The sequence below is a fragment of the Promicromonospora sp. NFX87 genome (assembly GCF_048564965.1).
In the GTDB taxonomy this organism is placed as follows: Bacteria; Actinomycetota; Actinomycetes; order Actinomycetales; family Cellulomonadaceae; genus Promicromonospora.
The window spans coordinates 6,348,664-6,371,108 of sequence record NZ_CP183413.1 but is presented as its reverse complement, the minus strand read 5'-3'; the positions used below and the strand labels follow the sequence as shown (position 1 = coordinate 6,371,108).

The window sequence follows — 22,445 nt, the reverse complement described above, 5'->3', positions numbered from 1 at the left end:
GCACGATGCGACTGGTGAACGAGCTGAACGAGGCCGAGCCGCGTGAGGGCGTGCTGTACGTGGGACAGGACGGCGACTCGGCGATCGTCGACCTGCGGACGTTCGACCTGGTGAGCGCGTCCGGACTGGTGGATAAGGACGGCAGCGCTACTGGAGTCATCGTCAGCGTGCGGGATCCCGAGATCGACCACACGCCTGACGAGGTGTTCGAGGATGGGCTGTACGCGGTCGCTGGATACCTGCAGCCCGGGGCATACCGGGTGATGTACGACGACACGTCCGACACGTGGGTGCCCATCGACGACGACCGCCAGGTCGCGGACATGCAACCATTCCGGGTCTAACCGGCCCTCGCTGGCCCCTGCCGTGTCGGAGCGGTCCAACAAGGTGCGCCTAGGCCCTAGTCACATTCGTCACCGCGGAGAACCTGCCGGGCGGCCTGCTCACCCTCATCGCCCCGGACCTGGGCCGCAGCACCTCCGAGATCGGGCTGCTGGTCAGCGCCTACGCCGCCGTCGTCGTCCTCGCTTCGCTGCCGCTCTCGCGTCTCACGCGCCGGTTCCCGCGGCGCTACGTGCTCGCGGCGACCACCGCGGTGTGCACGGTCGGGACGCTGTGGTCGGCGGTGGCGGTCGGCTATGCCGACCTGATGGCCGCTCGCATGGTCACGGCGCTGGGGCAGGCGCTGTTCTGGTCGGTGGTGACGCCGGCCGCGGCGAGCCTGTTCGCACCCGCCGTCCGCGGCAAGATGATCGCGCGGCTCGCCATCGGCAACTCGCTCGCACCGCTGCTCGGCGTGCCGCTCGGCACCTGGGTCGGTCAGCAGACGAGCTGGCGCACCGCATTCCTGATGTTCTCCGTGGTGAGCCTGCTCGCGTGCCTCGCGATGGTCATCGCCATGCCGAACGTCGACGCCGAGGAGAGCGGTACCGCCCGCGGCACGCACCCCAGCACGCGCGGCTTCGTCGTGCTCATGGTGGTCACGGTGCTGCTGGTGACCGGCGGGTTCATGATGATCACGTTCGTCACCCAGTTCGTGCTGGAGACGGCGGGCTTCCCCGACCGGTATCTCAGCGTGCTGCTGCTGGGCCAGGGGGTCGCGGGCATGGCGGGGACGCTGCTGACCGGCCAGGTGCTCGACAAGCGGCCGTGGCAGACGATGCTCGTCGCGCTCGGCCTGCTGACCGGGTCGCTGGTGCTCCTGTGGGGCCTCGGCCACGTCCCGGCGCTCGCCCTGGTCGGGCTTGCCCTGTTCGGCCTCGCGTTCAGCGCGATCCCGCCCGCCCTGTCGTTCCTGTCCATGCGGGTCGCCCCGGGCGCCACCGAGTCGGCGACCGCGATATCGAGCTCCGTGTTCAACCTCGGGATCGGCGGCGGGGCGGCACTCGGGGCGCTGGTGGTCGCCACCGTCGGAGTCGGCACGGTGCCCCTGGTCGGGGCGGTGTTCGTGCTGGCCGCACTGGCTGTGGTCGCGACGGACCTGTGGCTGACGGCGCGGCGCGCTGCCGCGCCGCGCCCGACTGCGCCGAGCTCTACTCCGCTACACCCTTGAGGCTGTCCGTGACCGGCTCCTCGGAGCTGACTATGCACTGCAGGGTGCGGTCGTCGAGCTGCTCCCAGGTGTCCTTGGTCGGGAAGAATCCGGTGTACCCGTACACGGACTCGTCGTAGGACAGGCCGACGAACTTCTCGAACTCGGCGTAGCACCACTCGTCGAACTTCTTCGTCACGGCCTCGGCGCCCGGGAACTCGGTGCCCTCCATGATCAGCTCGGCGTAGACCTCACCGGTGTGCGGCTCGGCGCAGGGCACCACCGGCACCGACTCGACCTCGAACTCGTCACCCTCGGAGGAGTCGCCGTAGCCCTTGAGCGCCAGCAGGTCTATGCAGTCGCCCTTCAGGATCTCGAAGGCGTCCGCCTCGGCGGAGGCGGTGATCTCGCCGCCGGGCTCGTCACGCGGGGCGTCACCGCCCGACGTGATCTCGTCCAGGATCGCTCCGCAGCCAGTGAGCATCGTGAGGGACAGGGTCACAGCGGCGGTGGCGGCGGCGAAGCGGAAAGCTCGGTTCATCGACTCTTCCTCAAGAAACTGCGCGACGGCGAACGCCGTCGGCGCGCGGCCGACTGGCCGCCCCGGGGAAAACTACCGTTATGAACCCCCTGTGCAGGGCTGTTCATACGCAGTTCACCCGGTCGAACCGACTCGGCCCTACGGTGGCTGACGCGGACCACCCGCACAGCACCCGAAGAAGGAGCAGTCATGCGAGCCAGTACCCCAGTGCGCCTGACCAGCACCGCCGCGGCAGTGGCACTGCTGGCCGGAGCGTTTCTCGCCTCGGCGGGCACCGCGTCGGCAGGAACGGCCACCGTGGGTGCGCCCACGGCAGGCGCGGACCGGACCAGCGCCGGCCACCCCGGCGTCGGCCACCGGACCCTGCGCGCCGCCACCTACAACCTGTCGCTCAACCGGGCGACGGAGGGTGAGCTCGTCGCCGACCTGTCCACGGGCGACGACGCCCAGGCCGCGACGGTCGCCGAGGTCATCCAGCACGCGAACCCCGACGTCGTGCTGCTCAACGAGTTCGACTACTCCGGCGACGCCGACCCGTACGCCGCCGCGGACCTGTTCCGCGAGAACTACCTCGAGGTGCCGCAGGGCACGGGCAAGCCGGTGGAGTACCCGTACGCGTTCGTCGCGCCGTCGAACACGGGCATCCCGAGCGGTTTCGACCTGAACAACAACGGGACCGTCGGCGGGGGCGACGACGCGCTCGGCTTCGGCCTGTTCCCCGGGCAGTACGGCATGCTCGTGCTGTCCAAGTACCCCATCCAGCACGACCGCGTGCGCACGTTCCAGGACTTCAAGTGGCAGGACATGCCGGGCGCGCTCCTGCCGGACGACCCGGCCACGGCGGCCCCGGCCGACTGGTACTCGGCCGAGGAGCTCGCGGTGCTGCCGCTCTCGAGCAAGTCCCACTGGGACGTCCCGGTACGGGTCGGCCGCGAGACGGTGCACGTCCTGGCCGCGCACCCGACCCCGCCGTCGTTCGACGGTGCCGAGGACCGCAACGGGCTGCGCAACCACGACGAGATCCGGTTCTGGGCGGACTATGTGCGCGGCGGCTGGCGCTCCCGCTACCAGTACGACGACGAGGGCCGGCACGGCGGGCTGCGTCCCGGCTCGTCGTTCGTGATCGTCGGCGACTACAACGCCGACCCCGTCGACGGCGACTCCGTCGACTCGGCGATCGACCAGCTGCTGCGCAACCCGCGGATCACGGACCCGCAGGCGACGTCGGCGGGCGGGCCCGAGGCCTCCGCCCTGCAGGCCGGCGCGAACCTCACGCACCAGGGCGACCCGGCGTTCGACACCGCCGACTTCGCCGACACGACGCCCGGCAACCTGCGCGTCGACTACGTGCTGCCGTCGCGTGACCTGCGGGTCCGGGACGCCGGCGTCTTCTGGCCGGTAGCCGCCGACCCGCTGTCGCGGCTCACCGGCGTCTACCCGTTCCCGAGCAGCGACCACCGCCTCACCTGGACCGACCTGAAGCTCTGATCTCGTGAGTGCGGGATGTTCGCCCTTCCAGGCCCGTCTGGAGGGCGGATATCCCGCACTCGACGATGCGCGCGCGGATACGCTTGCGCGGTGCCTGACGCCCTGACTCCTTCAGAGACCGCCCGCTCTACCGCAGAGTCCCCCCTGACGGCGCGCCGCCCGATCGAGCGCACCTTCCACGGCGACACCTTCATCGACGACTACGAGTGGCTGCGCCGCAAGGACGACCCGGACGTCGTCGCGCACCTGGAGGCGCAGAACGCCTGGACGCTCGCCCAGCAGGAGCACCTCGCGCCGCTGCGGCAGACCCTGTTCGACGAGATCAAGGGCCGCACCCTCGAGACCGACCTCTCCGTCCCGTCGCGTGACGGTGACTGGTGGTACTACGCCCGCACGGTCGAGGGTCAGCAGTACCCGATCCACGCGCGCTACCGCGCCGCGGGGCCGGACGACTGGACGCCCCGCGTGCTCGAGCCCGGCGAGCCGGTCCCCGGCGAGCAGCTGCTGCTGGACCAGAACGTCCAGGCCGAGGGCCACGACTTCTTCGCGCTCGGTTCGCTGGACGTGTCCGAGGACGGCACCCGGCTGCTCCACGCCACCGACACCGCGGGCGACGAGCGCTACACGCTGCGCGTCCGCGACCTGGCGACCGGCGAGGACCTGCCGGACGAGGTGCGGGACACCGCTCCGGGCGCCATGTTCTCGCCCGACGGCGAGCACATCTTCTACCTCACCGTCGACGACGCCTGGCGGCCGTGGCGGGTGTGGCGGCACCGGCTCGGCACGCCGTCGTCCGACGACGTGCTCGTGTTCGAGGAGCCGGACGAGCGCTACTGGGTGGGTGTGGGGCTCTCCCGGTCGAAGAAGTACCTCCAGATCGAACTCGGCTCCAAGGTGACGAGCGAGTCGTGGCTGCTGGAGTCGGACAACCCGACCGGCGAGTTCCGCGTGGTGTGGCCGCGTCGCGAGGGCGTGGAGTACACGGTGGAGCACGCGATGCTGCCCGCCTCGATGGTCGAGCCGTCCTCGCTGTCCGAGCCGCCCTCGCTCGTCGACCCGCCCTCGGTGGTCGAGCCCGGCGAGACCCGCGACGTCCTCCTGATCCTGCACAACAAGGACGCGCTGAACTTCGAGCTGGTCAGCTCACCCGTTCCCGCACCCGGCAACACGGTGACGCCGGAGGCAGCGACCGTCGTCGTGGCGCACGACCCGGACGTGCGGCTGGAGGGCGTGAGCGCGAGCGAGCGCTACCTGGTGCTCTACTACCGCCGCGGGGCGATCTCCCGCTCGGCGGTCCTGTCGTTGGTCGACCCGGCCGGCACCTCGCAGACCGGCACCTCGCAGGCCGACCCCGCCGAGATCCCCCACCTCACGACGCCCCAGGCCACCTGGAGCTTCCAGGAGATCTCGTTCGGCCAGCCGCTGGAGTCGGTCGGCGCGGGCGTCGGTGTGTGGGAGCAGCCCAACCTCAAGGTCGGCTACACCTCGTTCGTCACGCCGCAGTCGCTCTACCTGTACGACGTCGCCTCCGGCGAGCGTGTCCTGCTCAAGCAGCAGCCGGTGCTCGGCGGCTACGACCCCGGCGACTACGACCAGCGCCGCGAGTGGGCGACGGCGGAGGACGGGACCCGCGTCCCGATCTCCCTCGTCTGGCGCAAGGACAAGGTGCGGTTCGGGGTCCCGTCAGGCTCGACGGCCGAGGCGGGCGCGCCTGCCGAGCCGGCACCCCTCCTCCTGTACGGGTACGGCGCGTACGAGTCCTCGATCGACCCGTACTTCTCGGTCCCGCGTCTCAGCCTGCTCGACCGCGGCATCGTCTTCGCGATCGCCCACGTACGAGGCGGCGGCGAGATGGGCCGCGCCTGGTACGACGACGGCAAGCTGAGGGCCAAGCTCAACACGTTCACCGACTTCGTGGCCTGCGGGCGGCATCTCGCCGACACCGGTTGGACGGCGTCCGACCGTATGGTGGCCGACGGCGGCAGCGCGGGCGGGCTGCTCGTCGGGGCCGCCACCAACCTGGCGCCAGAGCTGTTCGCAGGAGTGCTCGCCGGAGTGCCGTTCGTGGACGCGCTGACGTCGATGCTCGACCCGACGCTCCCCCTGACGGTCACCGAGTGGGACGAGTGGGGCGACCCCCTGCACGACCCCGAGGTGTACGCGTACATGCGCTCGTACACGCCGTACGAGAACGTGACCGACGACGCCTCGCACTACCCCCGGATCCTCGCCACCACCAGCTTCAACGACACCCGGGTGCTGTACGTGGAGCCGGCGAAGTGGGTGGCCCGGCTGCAGGCGGCGGGCGCGCCGGCGATGCTCAAGATCGAGATGTCGGCGGGGCACGGCGGCGTCTCGGGGCGCTACTCGGCGTGGGAGCAGATCGCGTTCGAGCACGCCTGGGTCCTGGACGTCCTGAACCTGGCGAACCACTGATCCCGCCCGCTGGTTGAGCTTGTCGAAACCAGGTCTCGACAAGCTCGACCAACGGTGGACGGTCAGAGGTCGGCCTTGGCCGCCACGATCCGGGCTGCCGCCGCGTCCACCTTCGCGGCGAAGTCCGGGTCGTCCCGCGCTGTGCTGATCAGCGCGTCCACCATCGCCGGGGCGACCGACGGCCGTGCCGAGGCGAGCACCATGTCCACCCCGGCGTCCACCGCACGGACCGCACGCTCCCCCGGCGGCACGCTCTCGACCTGCACCGCTGCCGACAGGTCGTCGGAGATGATGACACCGTCGAACCCGAGCTCGCGCACCAGGCCCACCACGGTGGGGCTGAACACGGCGGGGGCGTCGGGATCGATCCGCGAGTAGACCGCCGACGACATCATGACCAGCCCGGATCCCGCCTCGATCCCGGCGTCGAACACGGCGACCGACGGAGCGTCCGGGCCGGTGACCGTGTCGGTCACCCCTGCCGTGTCGTCGGTGTTGCCCGTGACCCGGCCCAGCCCGGGGAAGTGCTTGATCGACGTCTGGACGCCCGCGTCGCGCTGGCCCTGTGCGAACGCGTTTCCGTGCGTGATGACGGACTCCGCGGTGTACCCGTAGTTCCGCCCGAAGAAACCGATGGGCGCGTTCGACGAAGCGGCGGTCTGCGGCACGAGGTCCAGCACGGGCGCCAGGTTGAGGTTCACCCCCGCGGCGGCGAGCTCGTCACCCCAGACCTCGGACCGCTTCCGCAGCTCGGCCGCCGTGAGCGTGGCCTGGTCGAGCGCGTTCGGGATGTCACTGAAGCCAGGGCCGCGGAGCACCTGCACGGCGCCGCCCTCCTGGTCGGTGGCCACGAAGAGGGGCTCCCGTTCCCGGGCCGCGGCGTCGACGGCGGCGTCCACCAGGTTCTTCACCGGCTGCCGGCCCGCCTTGGTGCGGCCGTGCAGGAACACGCCGCCGATCTGGCCGTCGCGGAGCATGTCGAACGTCGGCTGGAACGGGCCGGCGACCGGCAGGCCCACCATGAGGATCTGGCCGACCTTCTCCTCCAGGGTCCAGCCGTCCACCAGCGAGAGGTCGGGCTCGCCCGGTGTCGGCTCCGGCGTGGGTCGGGCCGTCGGTGTGGGTCGCGCGGTCGGCGTGGCACCGGCCGTCGGCTCCTCCGGCGACGCACTGCTCGGCGTGGGGCTCGGCTGCGCACCCGTCTGGGCAGGTCCGGGGAGCGACGTCGGATCAGGCTCCCCCGTCAGGCCGGAGCAGCCGGCGGTCAGGACCGCCAGCGTGAGAACCGCGGCGACGACGGCGCGCGGGCGAAAACGGGTCATGGACCTCAGTCTCACCCCAGCGGGTGAACCGCGTGCGACGAGCGGCCCGGAGCGGTTCGCTCAGACCGCGCCGACGAGGGCCCGCACGAACCCGTCGACGTCCGCCTCCGAGGTGTCCCACGCGCACATCCAGCGGACCTCTACGCGATCCGTCGTCTCGCCCGGCGCCCAGTCGTAGAACCGCGCGTAGGCACGCAGCCGGTCGGCCGCCGCGCGGGGCAGCGTCGCGAACACGACGTTCGCGTCGGTGGGGCAGGTGATGCGGACCGTCTCGGTCAGTCCCGCCGCTTCGATACCCGCCCGCAGGCGCGCGGCCATCGCGTTCGAGCGCGCGGCGTTCCGCAGCCAGAGCGGCGCGCTCTCCCCCGTGCCCGACGTCGGCGTGCCTGGCTCGCCGAGCAGCGCCAAGAGCTGCGCCGACACGTACCGGGTCTTCGACGCGAGCTGCATCGTGGCCTTGCGCAGGTACGGGACGGCCTCCCCCAGGTCTGCCGACGCGCCGGCCGCGTCGCCGCCGTCGGACAGCACCACCACCGCCTCGCCCAGCATGCCGCCGTTCTTCGCGGCCCCGAAGGAGAGGAGGTCGACGCCGACGTCGGTGGTGATCTCCCGCAGCCCGACGCCGAGCGTCGCCGCCGCGTTCGCGAGGCGGGACCCGTCGACGTGCACCCGGAGGCCTGCCGCATGGGCGGTGTCGGCGAGGAGCTTCAGGTCAGCGACCGAGTAGACGGTGCCGAGCTCCGTGACCTGCGTGAGGCTCAGGACCGCGGGCTGGGCGCGGTGGATGTTGCCGAGGTCGCCGGCGTAGCGGTCCACGGCATCGGGCCCGATGCGGCCCGCCACGCTCGGGACCGCCAGGATCTTGAGGCCGCCGACGCGTTCCGGGGCGCCGTTCTCGTCCGTGTGGACGTGCGCGACGTCGCTCGCGATCACGGCGCCCCAGCGCGGAGCCGCGGCCATGAGGCTGATGACGTTCGCACCGGTGCCGTTCAGCACGGGGAAGATGCGGGCGCGCTCACCGAACACCTCGGCTGCCCGGTCCTGGAGCCGGGCGGACACGGAGTCGTCGCCGTAGGACACGGCGGGACCGTCGTTCGCCGCGACGATCGCGGCCATGACCTCGGGGTGGACGGGGGCGTAGTTGTCAGAGGCGAACTGCTGCACCCGGCCATTCTCCTCCCGTTGCCGAAGTAGAGCGCCTGTCCGGGTCTCCCTCGTCGTACGAGAGGAAGACCCGGACAGGCGCTCTACTTCGGCAACCGTCAGGAGGCCTTGTCGACGTCCTCCGCCAGCGTGCCCAGGTACAGGGAGATCACCTTGGGGTCGGCCTGGAGCTCCCGGCCGGTCCCGGTGTGCGCGTCCTTGCCCTGGTCGAGCACGTAGCCGCGGTCGCAGATCTGGAGGCAACGCCGCGCGTTCTGCTCCACCATGACCACTGACACGCCCGCCTTGTTGATCATGCGCGTGCGCAGGAACGTCTCGTCCTGACGCACCGGGGACAGGCCGGCGGACGGCTCGTCGAGCAGCAGCACCGACGGGTTCATCATGAGCGCGCGGGCCATCGCGACCATCTGGCGCTCACCACCCGACATGGCGCCCGCCCGCTGCCCGCGCCGCTCGCCCAGAGTGGGGAACAGGTCGGTGATGAACTCGAACCGCTCGTCGAACGTCTTGGGGCGCAGGTACACGCCCATGCGCATGTTCTCCTCGACGGTGAGCGAGGGGAACACGTTGTTGTTCTGCGGCACGAACCCGACGCCCTGGGACACGAGGGTGTCGGCCTTCTGGTTCGTGATGTCCTGGCCGGCCAGCGTGACGGAGCCGGAGCGCACGTTCACGAGGCCGAACAGGGACTTGAGCAGCGTCGACTTGCCGGCGCCGTTCGGGCCGATGATGCCGACGAGCTCGCCCTTGGCCACCTCGAGGTTGCACCCGTTCAGGATGTTCACGCCGGGCAGGTACCCCGCCACGATGTCGGTCGCCTTGAGCAGGGGCTCCCCCTTGGCGATCGTTGCCACGTCGCTCATCGCTTCTCCTCCTCGGCCTCGAGCCGGGCCAGCACTGCGGGGTCGAGCAGCGAGTCGTCCCCGAGGTCGGTGTCGTGGTGGGCGCCGAGGTAGGCGTCCACCACCGCCTGGTCCTGCATGACGGCGGCGGGCGGGCCCTCGGCGACGATGCGGCCCTCGGCCATCACCACCACCCAGTCCGAGATGTGCCGGACGGCGTGCATGTCGTGCTCGACGAACAGCACCGTCATGCCGTCGTCGCGCAGCGCCTGGACGTGGTGCAGCAGGGACTGCACGAGGGCGGGGTTCACGCCGGCCATGGGCTCGTCGAGCATGATCATGGTCGGGTCCGTCATCAGGGCCCTGGCCATCTCGAGGAGCTTGCGCTGGCCGCCGGAGAGCGATCCCGCGAAGTCGTCCTTCTTGGTGTCGAGCTTGAACCGCGAGAGCAGCTCGAGCGCCTTCTCGGTGTTCCGCTTCTCGGTGCCCGCCCACAGGGGCTTCACGAGGGAGGCGAACAGGTTCTCGCCCGGGTTGTCCATCGAGGCGAGCAGCATGTTCTGCATCACCGTGAGGCGCGACAGCGCCTTGGTGAGCTGGAACGTGCGGACCATGCCGTTGCGCGCCACCTTGGCGGCGCCCATCCCGTCGAGCGACCTGCCCTCGAAGGACCAGGAGCCCTGGTTGGGCTTGTCGAACCCGGTGAGCAGGTTGAAGAACGTCGTCTTACCCGCACCGTTGGGGCCGATCAGGGCGGTGATGACGCCCCGCTGGACCTCCAGGTGGTCGACGTCGACGGCGGTCATGCCGCCGAACCGGCGCTGCACGCCGTCGGCCATCAGGATCGTGTCGGGCTTGCTGACACCCACCTTCGGCTCGACGGCGGCGAGCACGTGCTCCGCCGCTCGGGCGGCCGCGGAGTCACTGCGCTCGACGGCGTCCAGCGCCTCCACGGTGCTCTCGGGCTCGGTCACCTCAGTCACGGTGTTCTCCGTCGTCTCATCGGGCATCGAAGGCCAGCTCCTTCTTGTTCCCCAATATTCCTTGTGGGCGGAAGATGACCAGCAGCATCAGGGCGACCCCCACGGCGAGGCCACCGATGTTCTCCACCTGGGTGGGAGCGAGCGTCCCGGCCATACCCTCGCGCAGGCCGGCCCGCAGGAGCATGAAGACGGCCCAGAAGAGCATCGCGCCGAGCACGGGTCCGAACAGGGTGGCCGCACCACCGAGCAGCAGCACGGTCCAGACGAAGAACGTCATCGACCTGGCCATGCCGTCGGGCTGGACGGCACGCGGCAGCACGTACAGCACACCGCCGAGAGATCCGAAGACACCGCCCAGGATGAGGGCCTGCATCTTGATGGCGTAGACGTTCTTGCCGAGCGCACGGACGGCGTCCTCGTCCTCGCGGACCCCCTTGAGAAGGCGGCCCCACGGGCTGCGGGTGAGCAGCCAGACGAAGACGAGCGCCAGCGCCACGAGGCCCCAGCCGACGAGCCGGACCCACCAGGAGTCCGAGCCGTTGTTGAGGTACTCGAACGGGCCGATCGTGGTGCGGCCGTCGGGCAGGGGCGAGAGCGCGGCGAACGTGTCCTTGAACTCGTTACCGCGCAGGCCTGCCTGGCCGCCGGTCCACTCGGCGAGGCCGCTGGAGCGGCCGAGCATGCGGACGATCTCCGCGGCCGCGATGGTGACGATCGCGAGATAGTCACCGCGCAGCTTCAGGGTGGGCATACCGAGGATCAGCGCGAACAGGATGCTCGCGACCAGCGCGACGGCCAGGGCCAGCCAGAAGGGCGCGCCGGCGATCGTCGAGATGGCGAAACCGTAGGCGCCGAGCAGCATGAAGCCCGCCTGGCCCATGTTGAGCAGCCCGGTGTACCCGAAGTGCAGGTTGAGGCCGATCGCGGCCAGGACGTAGGCAGCCGTGGTCGGCGCGATCAGCTCGCCGGCGGCTTGCGTGAGGATTCGGCTCAGTTCTTCCATGGGAGTTGTCCTTTCAGCCGATCCGCTCGCGCTTGCCCAGCAGGCCTTGCGGCCGCAGCAGCAGGACGAGGATCAGGATCGCGAGCGCGGTGGCGTAGCGGAGGTCGTTCGGCATGCCGGGGATGAGCGGCGACATCTCGACGACGATGCCGATGACCATGGACCCGGCGAGGGCGCCGAACGCCGTCCCCAGGCCGCCGAGCGTCACGGCGGCGAACATCAGCAGGAGCATCTGCATGCCGGTGTTCCAGCCGAAGGTGCCCACGGACAGGCCGTACATCAGGCCCGCGAGGCCCGCGAAGCCGGTCGACATGGTCCAGACGATGCGGATGATCTTGTCCGGGTTGATGCCGGTGGCGGACGCGAGCGCCGGATTGTCCGACACGGCGCGCGTGGCTCGCCCGATCCGCGTGCGGGTGAGGAACCAGGCGATGAACAGGATCGCCACGACAGCGACCGCCATCGATGCCCAGGACCACGACGAGAGCCTGATGCCGGCGATCGTCATCGACGTCGGGTTCGTGCTCAGGATCCGCTCGGAACCGTTGCCGATCATCAGCTGGATCGTGTACTGCAGCACGAGCGACAGACCGATCGTGATGATCATGAGCTGGGTCAGCGGGGTTCCGCGCTGGCGCAAGGGCTTCCAGAGCACGACGTCCTGCAGGAATCCGGTGGCCGTGCAGATGACCACTGCCAGGATCGCGGCCGGCCAGAAGGGCAGGCCCCACATGTTGATCCCGATGAAGGCGAACACCGCGCCGAGCGTGAACTGCTCGCCGTGCGCGAAGGTCGACAGCCCGGTGGTGCCGTAGATCAGGCTGATGCCCACGGATGCCAGCGCGAGCAGCAGCCCGAGACGGATACCGAGTCCGAACTTCTGCCAGGCGTTCGCCAGGGAGAACCCGCCGGACGTGGACTCCTCGGAACCGGCCTCGCCCGCCGCGGGGGTCTCAGCGCCTTCGCTGGCCCCCGGCTCGGCGGAGGGGGTCGCATCCACCGGCTGGTCGCCGAGCCGGATGGCGCCTCGCGCGGTGGAGCCTGTCTGCGCTGTCACCTCGATCTGGGGCGGGTCCGGGAACAGCCCGTCGGGCAGCGTCGCCTCGTCGAGCGTGATCGTGTACGTGCCGACCTCCGGCACCTCCACGGAGACGGGGCCGTCCTGGGTGGTCGTTACTTGGGCCTCGAACCCGGCGCCGGTGATGGTGGCGCCGACATCCGGGACGAAGTTGTTCTCCTCGTCCATGACGATCGCTGCGACGCATGCCGTCGAGCTGTCGGGTGTGCAGTCCGTCGCGACAGGTGCCGTGGCTGCCATGGCTGGCGCCGCGGCGAGCAGGGCCGGGAAGGCCGCTGCCACGAGCGTGGCCATGAGCCTGCCCGCGGCCGTCGCGAGGATCGGTCGGTCGGCTGTCATCTGCCGGGTCCTCCGTCGGTTCTGGTGTGTGGTGCTCCGAGGTCTCGGTGCCGCACGACGCCACAGATAGATTTAGCCCTGCTTAACCAGGCCTGCATCAAACTGATGGCATCAGCGTGCCGGAAGTGTAGCCGCACCGTGTGTCACGGATTACACGTGTCGTGTCACACAGAGTTTCGGCAGGCCGCGGGCCCGAGATCGAAACGATCCGCGCCGTTGCGGACCGGGTGACGGGTGTGCGCCGCGCGGCTGGTGGCGGGCTCGATGTCCGGTTCGGGACCCGCCTTGATCGCGGTTCGACAACGATCGGCCCGGTCACCCCGTGGGGTGACCGGGCCGATCACGATTCAGTGGTCAAGGACCGACAGGGTCAGCCTGCGACCGAGCCCTCGACGACCTTGGTCCAGATGTTCTTGTTGTCGCCGTCGTACTCGTAGACGCCGATGAACGCGGACGACGGGTCGTTGTCCTCGTTCAGCGGGCCGATGCCGGAGACACCGCTGTAGGCGATCTCGTCGCCCGCCTCGAGCGCCGCGACGCCCTCCTCGAACGTGGAGACCTCGGTGGCACCTTCCTCCGAGCCCGAGACCGCACGGATGTTGTCCGCGATGGTCTCGCCGTCGGTGCCCTCACCGCGGACGGCGGCGAGCGCGACCAGGATGGCGGCGTCGTACGACTCGGGGCCGTACGCGTAGTCGGCCAGCTCCTCGCCGGCGTCCTCCTGGTACCAGGTGTTCAGGCGCTCCTTGAAGTCCTCCGGCGCGTCGGCACCGGGGATGGTGCCCTTGACGCCCTCGAGCGTGCCCGGGTCGAAGTCCTTGGAGTAGTCGGCGGTGTTGCCGTCGCACAGGTACGTCTTGCCGCCGAACTCCCAGTCCTGGGTGACCAGCTCGGCGATGGCCGCCTTGGTCTCCTCGAACGCGAAGATGGCGATCGCGTCGGGCTCGGTGGCCAGAGCGTCGGCCACGACGTTCGAGAAGTTGGTCTCGGCCTGAGCGAACTCGGTGCCCTCGCCGGTGGCGCCGTAGACGACCTCACCGCCGCCGGCCTCGATCGCCTTCTGCACGTTGTCGCGCAGACCGGTCGCGTAGTCGTCCTGCATCGTCAGGAACGCGACCTTCTGGTGCCCGTCGTCGAGCATGAGCGAGCCGAGCGCCTGACCCTGGACGGTGTCCGGCGGGGCGGTCCGCGCAAAGAGCGGCGAGTAGCCCGACAGCGTGGTCGAGGTGTTGGCGGGCGACACCTGGATGACGCCGGCCTCGGTGACCGAGTCGACGACGTTGAGCGTCACCGTCGAGGACGCCGCACCGATGATGGCGCTGACGTCCTGGGCGAGCAGGTCGGTGACCGAGTTGGTCGAGACCGCGAGGTTGTCGCCGTCGCCCGAGTCCGCGGGAGCGATCTCGACGTCGTTGCCGAGGACGCCGCCGGCCGCGTTGATGTCTTCGACCGCGAGGCCGACGCCCGCGACCTCGGGCGGACCCAGGTAGGCGAGGTTACCGGTGAGCGGGAGCAGGGTGCCGATCTTCAGCGGATCGGACGAACCCTCCCCCTCGCCGCCTCCGGAGGTGGTGGAGCAGGCCGCGAGGCCCACGCTGAGGACAGCGGCGATCGCGAGACCGCGCGCCGCCGTGGAACGTCGAATCATTCTGCTGTTCCCCTTCGAGCGGGAGTGAACCTGACGCGGCGACTTGCCTCGTCGTGGCGTGAACGTAGTCACACTCTGTGTCACCAATGTGTCTAGTCCGCCACACCGACTCGATCGTTACGAGGATGTTACCCAGACCACACCGTGCCCCAAGAGCAGGGGTGAAACAGGGTTTGAACCGGCAAGAAACGTGCCGACGGCAGCTCGGTAGGAGGGCCTTCCAGCGCCCGGTGCGCCTCTCCGAGGGCCCTCTCCGGTCAGCTCCGGAACTGGGTGAACGAGGCGGTCGCCGGGTCCGCGCCGATCCGGCCGTCCGGCGATTCCAGGGCGTCGATGTCGGCCATCTGCGCCTCGGTCAGCGAGAAGGAGAACAGGTCGAGGTTGGTCGCCATGCGCTCCGGGTTCACGGACTTCGGGATCAGGATCACGCCGTGCTGCACCTGCCAGCGGAGCACCACCTGACCGGGCGTCACACCGAGCTCGTTCGCGATGCCGACCACCGCCGGCGCCTCCAGGTCGGCACCCTGCCCCAGGGGCGAGTACGCCTCGGGGACGATGCCGTGGGCCCGGCTCCGCTCGACGGTGGCAGGCTGGCGGAAGGTCGGGTGCAGCTCCACCTGGTTCACCGCCGGCACCACGTCCGACTCGCTGACCAGGCGATCTATGTGCTCGGGCAGGAAGTTGGAGACGCCGATGGCCCGCACCGCGCCGTCGGCCAGCAGCTTCTCGAATGCTCGCCACGTCTCTCCGTACAGACCGCGGCCGGGGACCGGCCAGTGGATGAGGTACAGGTCGACGACGTCGAGGCCGAGCGCCCGGCGGCTGTCCTCGAAGGCCCGCAGCGCGCTCTCGTAGCCCTGGTCGCCGTTGCGCAGCTTGGTGGTGACGAAGATTTCCTCGCGCGGGACGCCGGTGGCCCGGACGGCAGCGCCGACGCCCTCCTCGTTGTAGTAGGCGGCAGCTGTGTCGATATGCCGGTAGCCGAGCTCGAGGGCCGTCTCGACACACGCCTGCGTGCCGTTGTCGGGCACCTGGAACACGCCGAGACCCACCTGCGGGATCTCGACGCCGTTGTTGAGCTTGACGGACGGGATGTCGGTCGCTGCGTTCATGCCAACCGTTCTAACATCCGCCCCTGACACCGTCGAGACACCAGCCGCGAGGCCCCGAAAACCGGGCTTCGGACCCCTCGGATACAAATTCGATGCAAGTCACTCAAGATTGATCGGGCTTTCCTTGCGTCTGGCGGGTAGGGTAGGGGCGTTGCAGTGCCTCGATCGTTCTTCCGTGAGATGACGACGACACCGTGATTATGCGATCCCGACGGTCGGGGTCGTCGCCTCATGCAAGGAGCAGTACATGGCATTCGGAACCGTCAAGTGGTTCAACGCCGAGAAGGGCTTCGGGTTCATCGCACCCGAGGACGGTGGGCAGGACGTGTTCGCTCACTTCAGCGCGATCCAGTCGGACGGCTACCGTTCACTGGAGGAGAACCAGCGCGTCGAGTTCGACGTGAAGCAGGGCCCCAAGGGCCTGCAGGCGGAGAACATCCGCCCGATCTGATCCCTCAGACTTCGCAACCGTCGCGCTGAGCTCTGAGCTCGTCGCAGGTTGTACGACGTCGGCCCGGTCACCTCTCGAGGTGACCGGGCCTTCGCCATTTTCAGCCCGTGGACCGACGGCTCGATCTGGAACCGTTGGGCCGCGCCGGGCGTTTCCCACCTGGACCGTCACCTACGAAGGACGAGATCATGGGCTTCCTCGACCGACTGCTCGGCCGCGAGCCGCGCGAGCAGACCCCGGGCATGTATCAGGGCGGCAGAATGCCGCAGCAGCAGTACCGACAGACGTCGGGCCAGACCCCCGAGTACGGCACCGCACCCGTCTACGGCTCCGCCGCGAGCACCGGCCGCAGCGAGGACGAGGTGGCGATCGAGCGCTACCGGTACCTGCTTCGCACCGCACCGCCGGACCGGGTGGAGGAGGCGCACGCCGAGGCGTTCGCCCAGCTCACGCCTGAGCAGCGCAGCCAGGTCCTGGCCCAGCTCAGCGAGACCGTCCCGCCGAACGAGCGCGCGACGTCCGACGACCCGCGGGACCTGGCCCGCATGGCCACCCGCGCGGAGATGCGCAACCCCGGCACCCTGGAGCGCAACTTCGGGCAGAGCCGCGGCCCGGGCTTCGGCTCGATGCTCGGCGCCAGCATGCTCGGCACGATCGGCGGCATGGTCATCGGCTCCGCCGTGGCGGACATGATGTTCGGCAGCTCCTTCGGTGACCCCGCGCAGGACTTCGCCGGGGGCGAGGAAGGCGGCGGCGCCGAGGAAGCGGGCGCCGAGGGCGGCGAGGCCGGCGCGGAGCCGGTCGAGGCTTCCGGCGACGCCGGAGGTGATGCGGGCGGCGACGCCGGCGGCGGCTTCTTCGGAGACTTCGGTGGCGGCGGCGACTTCGGCGGGGGCGACTTCGGCGGCGGCGAGTTCTAACCCCCCGCTGGACCGGCGCCATCTCGTTGGTCGAGCTTGCCGAGACCCCTCGTAGGTCTCGGCAAGTTCGACCAACGGATGCTCCGTACGACCGGCGGCGATCAGCCGCCGATGAGGCGCAGGAATCCGCCCAGCTCCATGAGGCGGCGGACGCCGTCGGCCTCCAGGTCTCCCGGCAGGTAGTCGGTGAGCCGGGGCGACGAGATGACCACCGCCCGCCACTGCGCGCGTGAGACCGCCACGTTGATGCGGTTGCGCGACAGCAGGAAGCCCATGCCCCGGGAGACGTCGTCCGGTGTCGAGGCGGCGAGCGTCAGGATCGCCACCGGCGCCTCCCGCCCCTGGAACATGTCGACGGTTCCGACCGGCACCCCGTCGAGACCGGCGTCGCGCAGCGCCTGGCGGACCAGGTGGACCTGCGCGTTGTACGCGGCGACCACCACCACGTCGCCGACTCCGAGCGGGCGAGGCGACCCACCACCTCCCGGCGTCCACGTGCGCCCGAGCACGTTCTGCACCTGGCGCACCGCCTCGGCGGCCTCCTCGGGGGACGCCGTCGAGCGACCCTCGTGCACCACCGGGACGTGCAGCACTCCGGGAGTCACCCCGTCGAGCGATCGCGTGGTCGTGACCGGATGGGCCGAGAGACGGCCGGCGTACGAGAGCCGGGACACCGCGGCGCAGACGTCGGGATGCATGCGCCACGACTCGGGCAGCAGGTAGCCGAGCCCGTCCGGAAGCACCGCGCTGCCGGCCGCGAGCCAGGCGAGCGCCGACTCGTCCACGGGTTCGGGGTGCTTGCCCTGGCTGACCTGCGGCAGCTGTTGCGGGTCGCCGAGCAGCAGGAGCCGCTGAGCGGACCGGCCGACGGCGATCGTGTCGGCGAGCGAGAACTGGCCGGCCTCGTCGATGACCAGCAGGTCGAGCCCTTCGTCGGGCCAGCGCTCGTGCGCGAAGTCCCACGCGGTACCGCCCACCACGCAGCCGCCCGAGCTGTTCGCCGCGAAGTCCGCGAGCTGGGTGCTCGACAGCTCCTCCCACGGCTGGCCGCTGGCCTGCTCGGCGCCCTTCGCCCGCTGCTTCTTCGCCACGAGCTCGGCGGGCACGTCCGCCTTGTCGACCACGGCGCTCAGCATGTTCTCGACCGCCGCATGCGACTGGGCCACCACGCCCACCCGCCAGCCGGCGCCCACCAGCTTGGCGATGACGTGCGAGCCGACATGGGTCTTTCCGGTGCCGGGCGGTCCCTGCACCGCGAGGTAGGAACGGTCGAGCCGCTCGACGGCCGCGTGCACCGCCGCCTCGACATCGAGACCGCCTTCGAGACCGCCGTCCCGTTCGTCGCCGAGCTCGGGCAGTACCCCGCCGACCAGCCGCGGCTGCCGTCTGCGCAGCAGATCGACCGCGGCCCCGTCGGGCAGCCTCCGATCCGTGTCCCACGAGGCGAGTGCTGCCCGAGCGGCTTCCTCTACCGCCCGCTCCTGCGCGTCGCGTGCGGGTCCGCACTGCGGCGCGAGGGCGATCGGCGCCTGTTCGTGCGGCTCCGCTCCTCCGGACAGCCGCTCCCGCAGCACGACGACGTCGCGCCCCCGAGGCACGTCGTCCCGCTCACCAGGTTCCCTGACCTCCTGGATCACGCCGCCGGAATGCTCCCCGCGCACCGCCCGCGCCTCCAGCTCGCCGACGACGGCCGGCACCGGCTGGTCGTACAGCACGTGCACCGTGTTGCCGACGCCGAGATCGGACCCGTCGACCCGCGAACCGTCGAGGATGCGCCCCACCAGCTCGATCTCCCGTGAGGGCAGCCGATCACGCCCCACGACCCCCCAGTCGCGCAGCACGGTCGAACGTTCCACGTGGAACGTCGACCTCCGGCCGGGCCATTCGTCGAGCGGAAGCTCGAGACGCGCGTAGTGCTCCTGCCAGAACGGCTTGTCCTCCCGCTGGTAGTACCCGACGGCGGCCCCGAGCAACGCGAGCGCCTGCACCTCGAGCGACCGCTCCCCCCGGTTCTCCCCCACCCGAGCGGAGATCTCGGCAGCCAACGCCAGCCGCCTCTCCCTCCCCTCCCTCCGAGCCGAAGCCCGAGCACTCTCCTCGCCACGCCCTGGGGAGCCCTCCGAGTCTGCCGAGGCCTCGACAGGCTCGACCAACGGCGCCTCGACAGGCTCGACCACCGGCGCTGCCCCCGCCACCCCACCCGCACCCCCACCCGCACGCAGTCCGACCTCCCCACCCTCCCCGGGCGCACCCCCTCAGAAGGCGAGTCAGCAGCGAAGGCCGTGGGGAGCGAGAATGCGCGCGCGGATGTATTCCTTCCCGAAGTGGAGGGCCCCCTGGGGCCCGTGAACGCATCCGCGCGCGCGTTCTCGCTCCCCACGGCCGCCCCGGCGGTCTCGTCAGGCTCGACCGACGAGACCAACGAGACCGACGACCGCGCATCCCTCAACCATTGGAGGAGCCGCAACGTAGACCGACAGTCGTACTCGTTGTAGTCCAGGATCCGCTGCTTCAGCTCGACCGCCCGCTCCGCCCCCTCAGCGGCCAGCTTCGCGTACTCCGCATACTCCGTGACCGAGGCGGTAGCACTAGTGACCCCCTCCCGCGCCGGGTCGTCCTGCATGTAGAGCGGTTCGAGCTTCTTGATCGACTTCGACCGGTTCGAGATCCGCAGACACGACCGGACCACCGCGTAGAGGTCGACGAGCACACCGTCGCGCAGGAGCTGGTCCACCTCGTCCTCGTACACCCCGTGCCGTGCCGCGATCGAGAGCAGATGCGTCTTCTCGTAGGCCGCGTAGTGGTAGACGTGCAGGTCAGGGTAGGTCTGACGGCGTGCGTTGAGGTAGTCCACGAACTCGACCAGCGCAGCGCGCTCGCCCGCCAGGTCGTCGGCCCAGAGGCCGTGGAAGGGCGGGGTCCCGTCGCCCGGACCGGGGCGTTCGACCCAGCCGAACAAGTAGTCGAGCCCCATGGCCCGCGCCTGGTCCTCCCCGGGCAGGCGGGCCTCCTCCCACAGGGGGTCGCCCTCGAAGTCGAAGAACACGTCGCCTGGACTCGGCGGCGGGAGCCGGTCGATGGCCTCCGTCGCGGTGAGCTGCCAGCGGAGCCGCGCGTCGGGCCCGTCCGGGTCGACGCCGTCGGGCAGGTGGTCGAGCGCTACCGAGCCGTCGCCGTCGTCGAGCCCGAGCTGGAGGCCCGCCTGGGCGCGCAGGTTCTCGAAGCGAGCGACGGCCATGCCGTCGGGCGGCTCCTCGGCGGTCGCCAGGGCGTCGATGGTCGAGATCCCGGCCTCCGCCAGCTTCGACCGCTGCACGCCGTACACCCCGCCGACCAGCAGGACGTCGCGGGCCTGGGCGGCGGCCTCCGCGCAGTCCGGGCAGCTGCGGAGCTTGCCGCAGGCCAGGTAGCGGCCGTCGTCCCAGGTCACCGGGGCGTCGTCGGCCACGTGGGTGTCCAGGACCTCGACGAGCCGGGTGCGCCGCTTCCGGAAGACGGGCAGCAGGTCGGCCAGCCGGTGCGACGTCGTCTCCCCCGTGCCGAGCACGAGGTGGACCTCGTCGGTCGGGTCGATCCGGGCGTCCATGAGCTGGTCGGCGTACGCGGCGAGCTGGAGCAGGGCGCGCACCTTGGTGCGGCGTGCGAGCTTGGAGTCGTGCACCGCATAGCGCGGCCGAGGTGCCCCGCCCCGGTGCACCATCTCGCCGAGCGGGTCGCGCACCAGGAAGTCGGCGCGGCCGTGGAACCGGCCGTCGAAGAACGAGGCCTGGTAGACGACGTCGGCGCCCTGCTCCATCGCGGCCAGCGTGCGCGCGTGTGCCTCGATCAGCTCGTCACGGGCCATACGCCGCGCGGCCGGGACCTCGAGGACACCGCCCGGGCGTCCGACGTCGGCCGGGCCGAAGGTGCGGAGGTGCCCGTCGAGGACCCGTCGTTCGTGGTCCTCACCGAGTGCCGCGGTGCGGGCCAGCATCTCGTCCTCCTCCCGCGGCCTGCGCGGGCTGCGGCCGAGGAGCTCGTCAAGGCGTCTCAGCAGGCGGAACTCGCACTCGCCGGCGATCACGAGGTCGCTTGCGGAGTGCACGAGAGTGCCTGCGTCGTCTCGCTCCAGGAGGAACATGCCCCCAGGTCTACCAGTGACCCCTGACACAAGCGCGCTACTGTCACCCTCGCAGGCGGTAGATATGTCCGGTTAGACCCCTAGTCGTGGCGCCTGGTTCTGGCGCCGGACCGCCTGGATGGCCGATAGTGGGGCCGACCGTATCGAAGGAGCAACCATGCCCGTGCGCTTCAACCCGCCTCCGGGTTGGCAGGTGCCCCCGGGATTCCGGCCCGATTCCGCCTGGGCTCCCGACCCGTCGTGGCCTCCGGCCCCGCCCGGTTGGAACTACTGGGTCGACCGACCCGATGCCCCGCAGCCCGACGCCGAGACCCGCGTAGCAGCGCCACCCGTACCACCCGGGCCACCCGCGCCCCCGGTTTCCCCCGGCTCGACCCCACCGGCCGTCGTCCCGGCGGGCGCCGGCGGGGAGACGATGACCGTCGCGATCCAGGTGGTCAGCGCCCCGCCGGCCCGCCCGGCGTCAGCGGCGCCGTCCGCGCCTGGCATGTCCGCGGCGGAGGCGATGGGCTCGACCATGACGATGGCGCCGATCAGCGCTCCCCCGGCTTCGCCCCGCCCCGGCTCCGGCCCCCAGCCGGTCTACCCGCCGCATCCCGGGACGACGCCACCGCCACCGCCGCCGGAGGGGCCGAAGAAGGGCCCGACGACCGGCGTGCTCGCCGCCCTCAAGGGTCTGGGCGGCAAGGGTTCCGCCGCGGCCGCCGGCCCGTCCGCGCCCTCGTCCCGACCGGGCCCCGGCCCGCTGAGCATCGACGACGCGAACCGCACCGGACCCGGCGGACCGGTGATGTCCGCGACCGTCGCGGTCGCACCGGCGGCCGCAGGCGCGCACCCCGGCGCGACCGGACGTCGGGGCCCGCGTCCACCAGGAGTCGGCATCATGATCGCCGTCGCCGTGGCCGGTATCGCGCTCGGCGTGATCATCGGCGTGATAGTGACCGCCGGCCAGCAGGCCGACGCGAACCAGGCGATCGCGGACGCCCAGAACATCCGCTCGGAGATGGAGGCCAACCAGGCCGAGATCGAGGAGCAGCGCGCGCAGGTCGACAAGCAGCGCGACGAGGTGGCGGAGCGCGAGCAGGCGCTGGGCGACCGCGAGGCGCAGCTCGAGGAGCGCGAGAAGGCGCTCGAGCAGCAACAGCAGCAACAGGAGCAGCAGCAAGAACAGGAACAGCAGCAGGAGGACCAGGAGAACGACGACAACGGGAACGGCGGCGGAGGCCCGGGCACCGTCTTCTACTGGAACTGCGACGCCGTCCGGGCGGCCGGTGCCGCCCCGCTCCAGAACGGGCAGCCGGGCTACATGCCCCACCTCGACGCCAACGGCAACGGCACGGCCTGCGAGCAGGGCGAGTAAGGCCGGACGAAGCCAGGTAGTGGCCGGCCGGTGACGTCGAAAGAGATATGAACGGGCCGAGGCAGATCCCCAGACTCTGCCTCGGCCCGTTCATGTGTTCCCGGCCC

At 70.7% G+C, this 22,445-nt stretch carries 17 protein-coding genes and 1 pseudogene; 7 read left to right on the top strand and 11 right to left on the bottom strand.

Annotation, left to right across the window (positions count from 1 at the left end):
• Positions 1–14 precede the first annotated feature (14 nt).
• A complete protein-coding gene (locus ACNYC2_RS28480) occupies positions 15–344 on the top strand; it encodes a hypothetical protein (protein WP_419704949.1) in 330 nt (109 codons plus the stop codon).
• 80 nt (positions 345–424) lie between these two features.
• Positions 425–1,552 (top strand): annotated as a pseudogene (locus ACNYC2_RS28475) (MFS transporter); the annotation flags it as partial.
• Here the strand turns inward: ACNYC2_RS28475 and ACNYC2_RS28470 are convergent.
• Entirely contained in the window at positions 1,533–2,072 is a 540-nt protein-coding gene (locus tag ACNYC2_RS28470) for a septum formation family protein (protein ID WP_419704948.1), read from the bottom strand. The pseudogene ACNYC2_RS28475 and the gene ACNYC2_RS28470 overlap by 20 nt on opposite strands.
• Before the next feature lie 189 nt (positions 2,073–2,261).
• Between ACNYC2_RS28470 and ACNYC2_RS28465 the strand changes: the two genes are divergently transcribed.
• Together ACNYC2_RS28465 and ACNYC2_RS28460 are read left to right on the top strand one after the other, a co-directional pair.
• Positions 2,262–3,560 (top strand): endonuclease/exonuclease/phosphatase family protein, encoded by a 1,299-nt coding sequence (locus tag ACNYC2_RS28465; RefSeq protein WP_419704947.1) that lies wholly within the window; start codon positions 2,262–2,264, stop codon positions 3,558–3,560.
• A 90-nt stretch (positions 3,561–3,650) separates the two neighbouring features.
• Positions 3,651–5,996 (top strand): S9 family peptidase, encoded by a 2,346-nt coding sequence (locus ACNYC2_RS28460; protein WP_419704946.1) that lies wholly within the window; start codon positions 3,651–3,653, stop codon positions 5,994–5,996.
• Positions 5,997–6,058: 62 nt separating this feature from the next.
• Here the strand turns inward: ACNYC2_RS28460 and ACNYC2_RS28455 are convergent, their stop codons facing one another.
• The 8 genes from ACNYC2_RS28455 to ACNYC2_RS28420 all read right to left on the bottom strand — a co-directional run bounded on the left by ACNYC2_RS28455 (position 6,059) and on the right by ACNYC2_RS28420 (position 15,487).
• On the bottom strand, positions 6,059–7,318 hold the full coding sequence (locus ACNYC2_RS28455; protein WP_419704945.1) for a glycoside hydrolase family 3 N-terminal domain-containing protein: 1,260 nt from the start codon (positions 7,316–7,318) through the stop codon (positions 6,059–6,061).
• Between the two features lie 60 nt (positions 7,319–7,378).
• Entirely contained in the window at positions 7,379–8,482 is a 1,104-nt protein-coding gene (locus ACNYC2_RS28450) for a threonine aldolase family protein (RefSeq protein WP_419704944.1), read from the bottom strand.
• Positions 8,483–8,580: 98 nt separating this feature from the next.
• Positions 8,581–9,345 (bottom strand): ABC transporter ATP-binding protein, encoded by a 765-nt coding sequence (locus tag ACNYC2_RS28445; RefSeq protein ID WP_419704943.1) that lies wholly within the window; start codon positions 9,343–9,345, stop codon positions 8,581–8,583.
• Positions 9,342–10,334: an ABC transporter ATP-binding protein gene (locus tag ACNYC2_RS28440; protein WP_419704942.1), complete on the bottom strand. Its 993-nt coding sequence runs from the start codon at positions 10,332–10,334 to the stop codon at positions 9,342–9,344. Before ACNYC2_RS28440 ends, ACNYC2_RS28445 begins: the two co-directional genes overlap by 4 nt.
• A complete protein-coding gene (locus ACNYC2_RS28435; RefSeq protein WP_419704941.1) occupies positions 10,324–11,310 on the bottom strand; it encodes a branched-chain amino acid ABC transporter permease in 987 nt (328 codons plus the stop codon). The genes ACNYC2_RS28440 and ACNYC2_RS28435 overlap by 11 nt, the downstream gene beginning before the upstream one ends.
• A 13-nt stretch (positions 11,311–11,323) precedes the next feature.
• The gene (locus ACNYC2_RS28430) at positions 11,324–12,727 is read right to left on the bottom strand and encodes an ABC transporter permease subunit (RefSeq protein WP_419704940.1); all 1,404 of its coding nucleotides are present in this window, start codon (positions 12,725–12,727) and stop codon (positions 11,324–11,326) included.
• A 370-nt stretch (positions 12,728–13,097) separates the two neighbouring features.
• Positions 13,098–14,375 carry an ABC transporter substrate-binding protein gene (locus ACNYC2_RS28425; protein WP_419704939.1) on the bottom strand — a complete coding sequence of 426 codons (1,278 nt, stop codon included), beginning with the start codon at positions 14,373–14,375 and terminating at the stop codon, positions 13,098–13,100.
• 257 nt (positions 14,376–14,632) lie between these two features.
• On the bottom strand, positions 14,633–15,487 hold the full coding sequence (locus tag ACNYC2_RS28420; protein ID WP_419704938.1) for an aldo/keto reductase: 855 nt from the start codon (positions 15,485–15,487) through the stop codon (positions 14,633–14,635).
• A 247-nt stretch (positions 15,488–15,734) separates the two neighbouring features.
• Between ACNYC2_RS28420 and ACNYC2_RS28415 the strand changes: the two genes are divergently transcribed.
• Positions 15,735–15,938 carry a cold-shock protein gene (locus tag ACNYC2_RS28415; RefSeq protein WP_116677330.1) on the top strand — a complete coding sequence of 68 codons (204 nt, stop codon included), beginning with the start codon at positions 15,735–15,737 and terminating at the stop codon, positions 15,936–15,938.
• A 188-nt stretch (positions 15,939–16,126) separates the two neighbouring features.
• Positions 16,127–16,858, top strand: a complete 732-nt coding sequence (locus tag ACNYC2_RS28410) for a hypothetical protein (protein ID WP_419704937.1) — start codon at positions 16,127–16,129, stop codon at positions 16,856–16,858.
• Positions 16,859–16,959: 101 nt separating this feature from the next.
• Here the strand turns inward: ACNYC2_RS28410 and ACNYC2_RS28405 are convergent, their stop codons facing one another.
• Positions 16,960–18,111: a DEAD/DEAH box helicase gene (locus tag ACNYC2_RS28405; RefSeq protein ID WP_419707921.1), complete on the bottom strand. Its 1,152-nt coding sequence runs from the start codon at positions 18,109–18,111 to the stop codon at positions 16,960–16,962.
• 380 nt (positions 18,112–18,491) lie between these two features.
• A complete protein-coding gene (locus ACNYC2_RS28400; protein ID WP_419704936.1) occupies positions 18,492–20,978 on the bottom strand; it encodes a TM0106 family RecB-like putative nuclease in 2,487 nt (828 codons plus the stop codon).
• 157 nt (positions 20,979–21,135) lie between these two features.
• Between ACNYC2_RS28400 and ACNYC2_RS28395 the strand changes: the two genes are divergently transcribed.
• Complete coding sequence (locus tag ACNYC2_RS28395) at positions 21,136–22,338, top strand: excalibur calcium-binding domain-containing protein (protein ID WP_419704935.1); 1,203 nt, start codon at positions 21,136–21,138, stop codon at positions 22,336–22,338.
• Positions 22,339–22,445 lie beyond the last annotated feature (107 nt).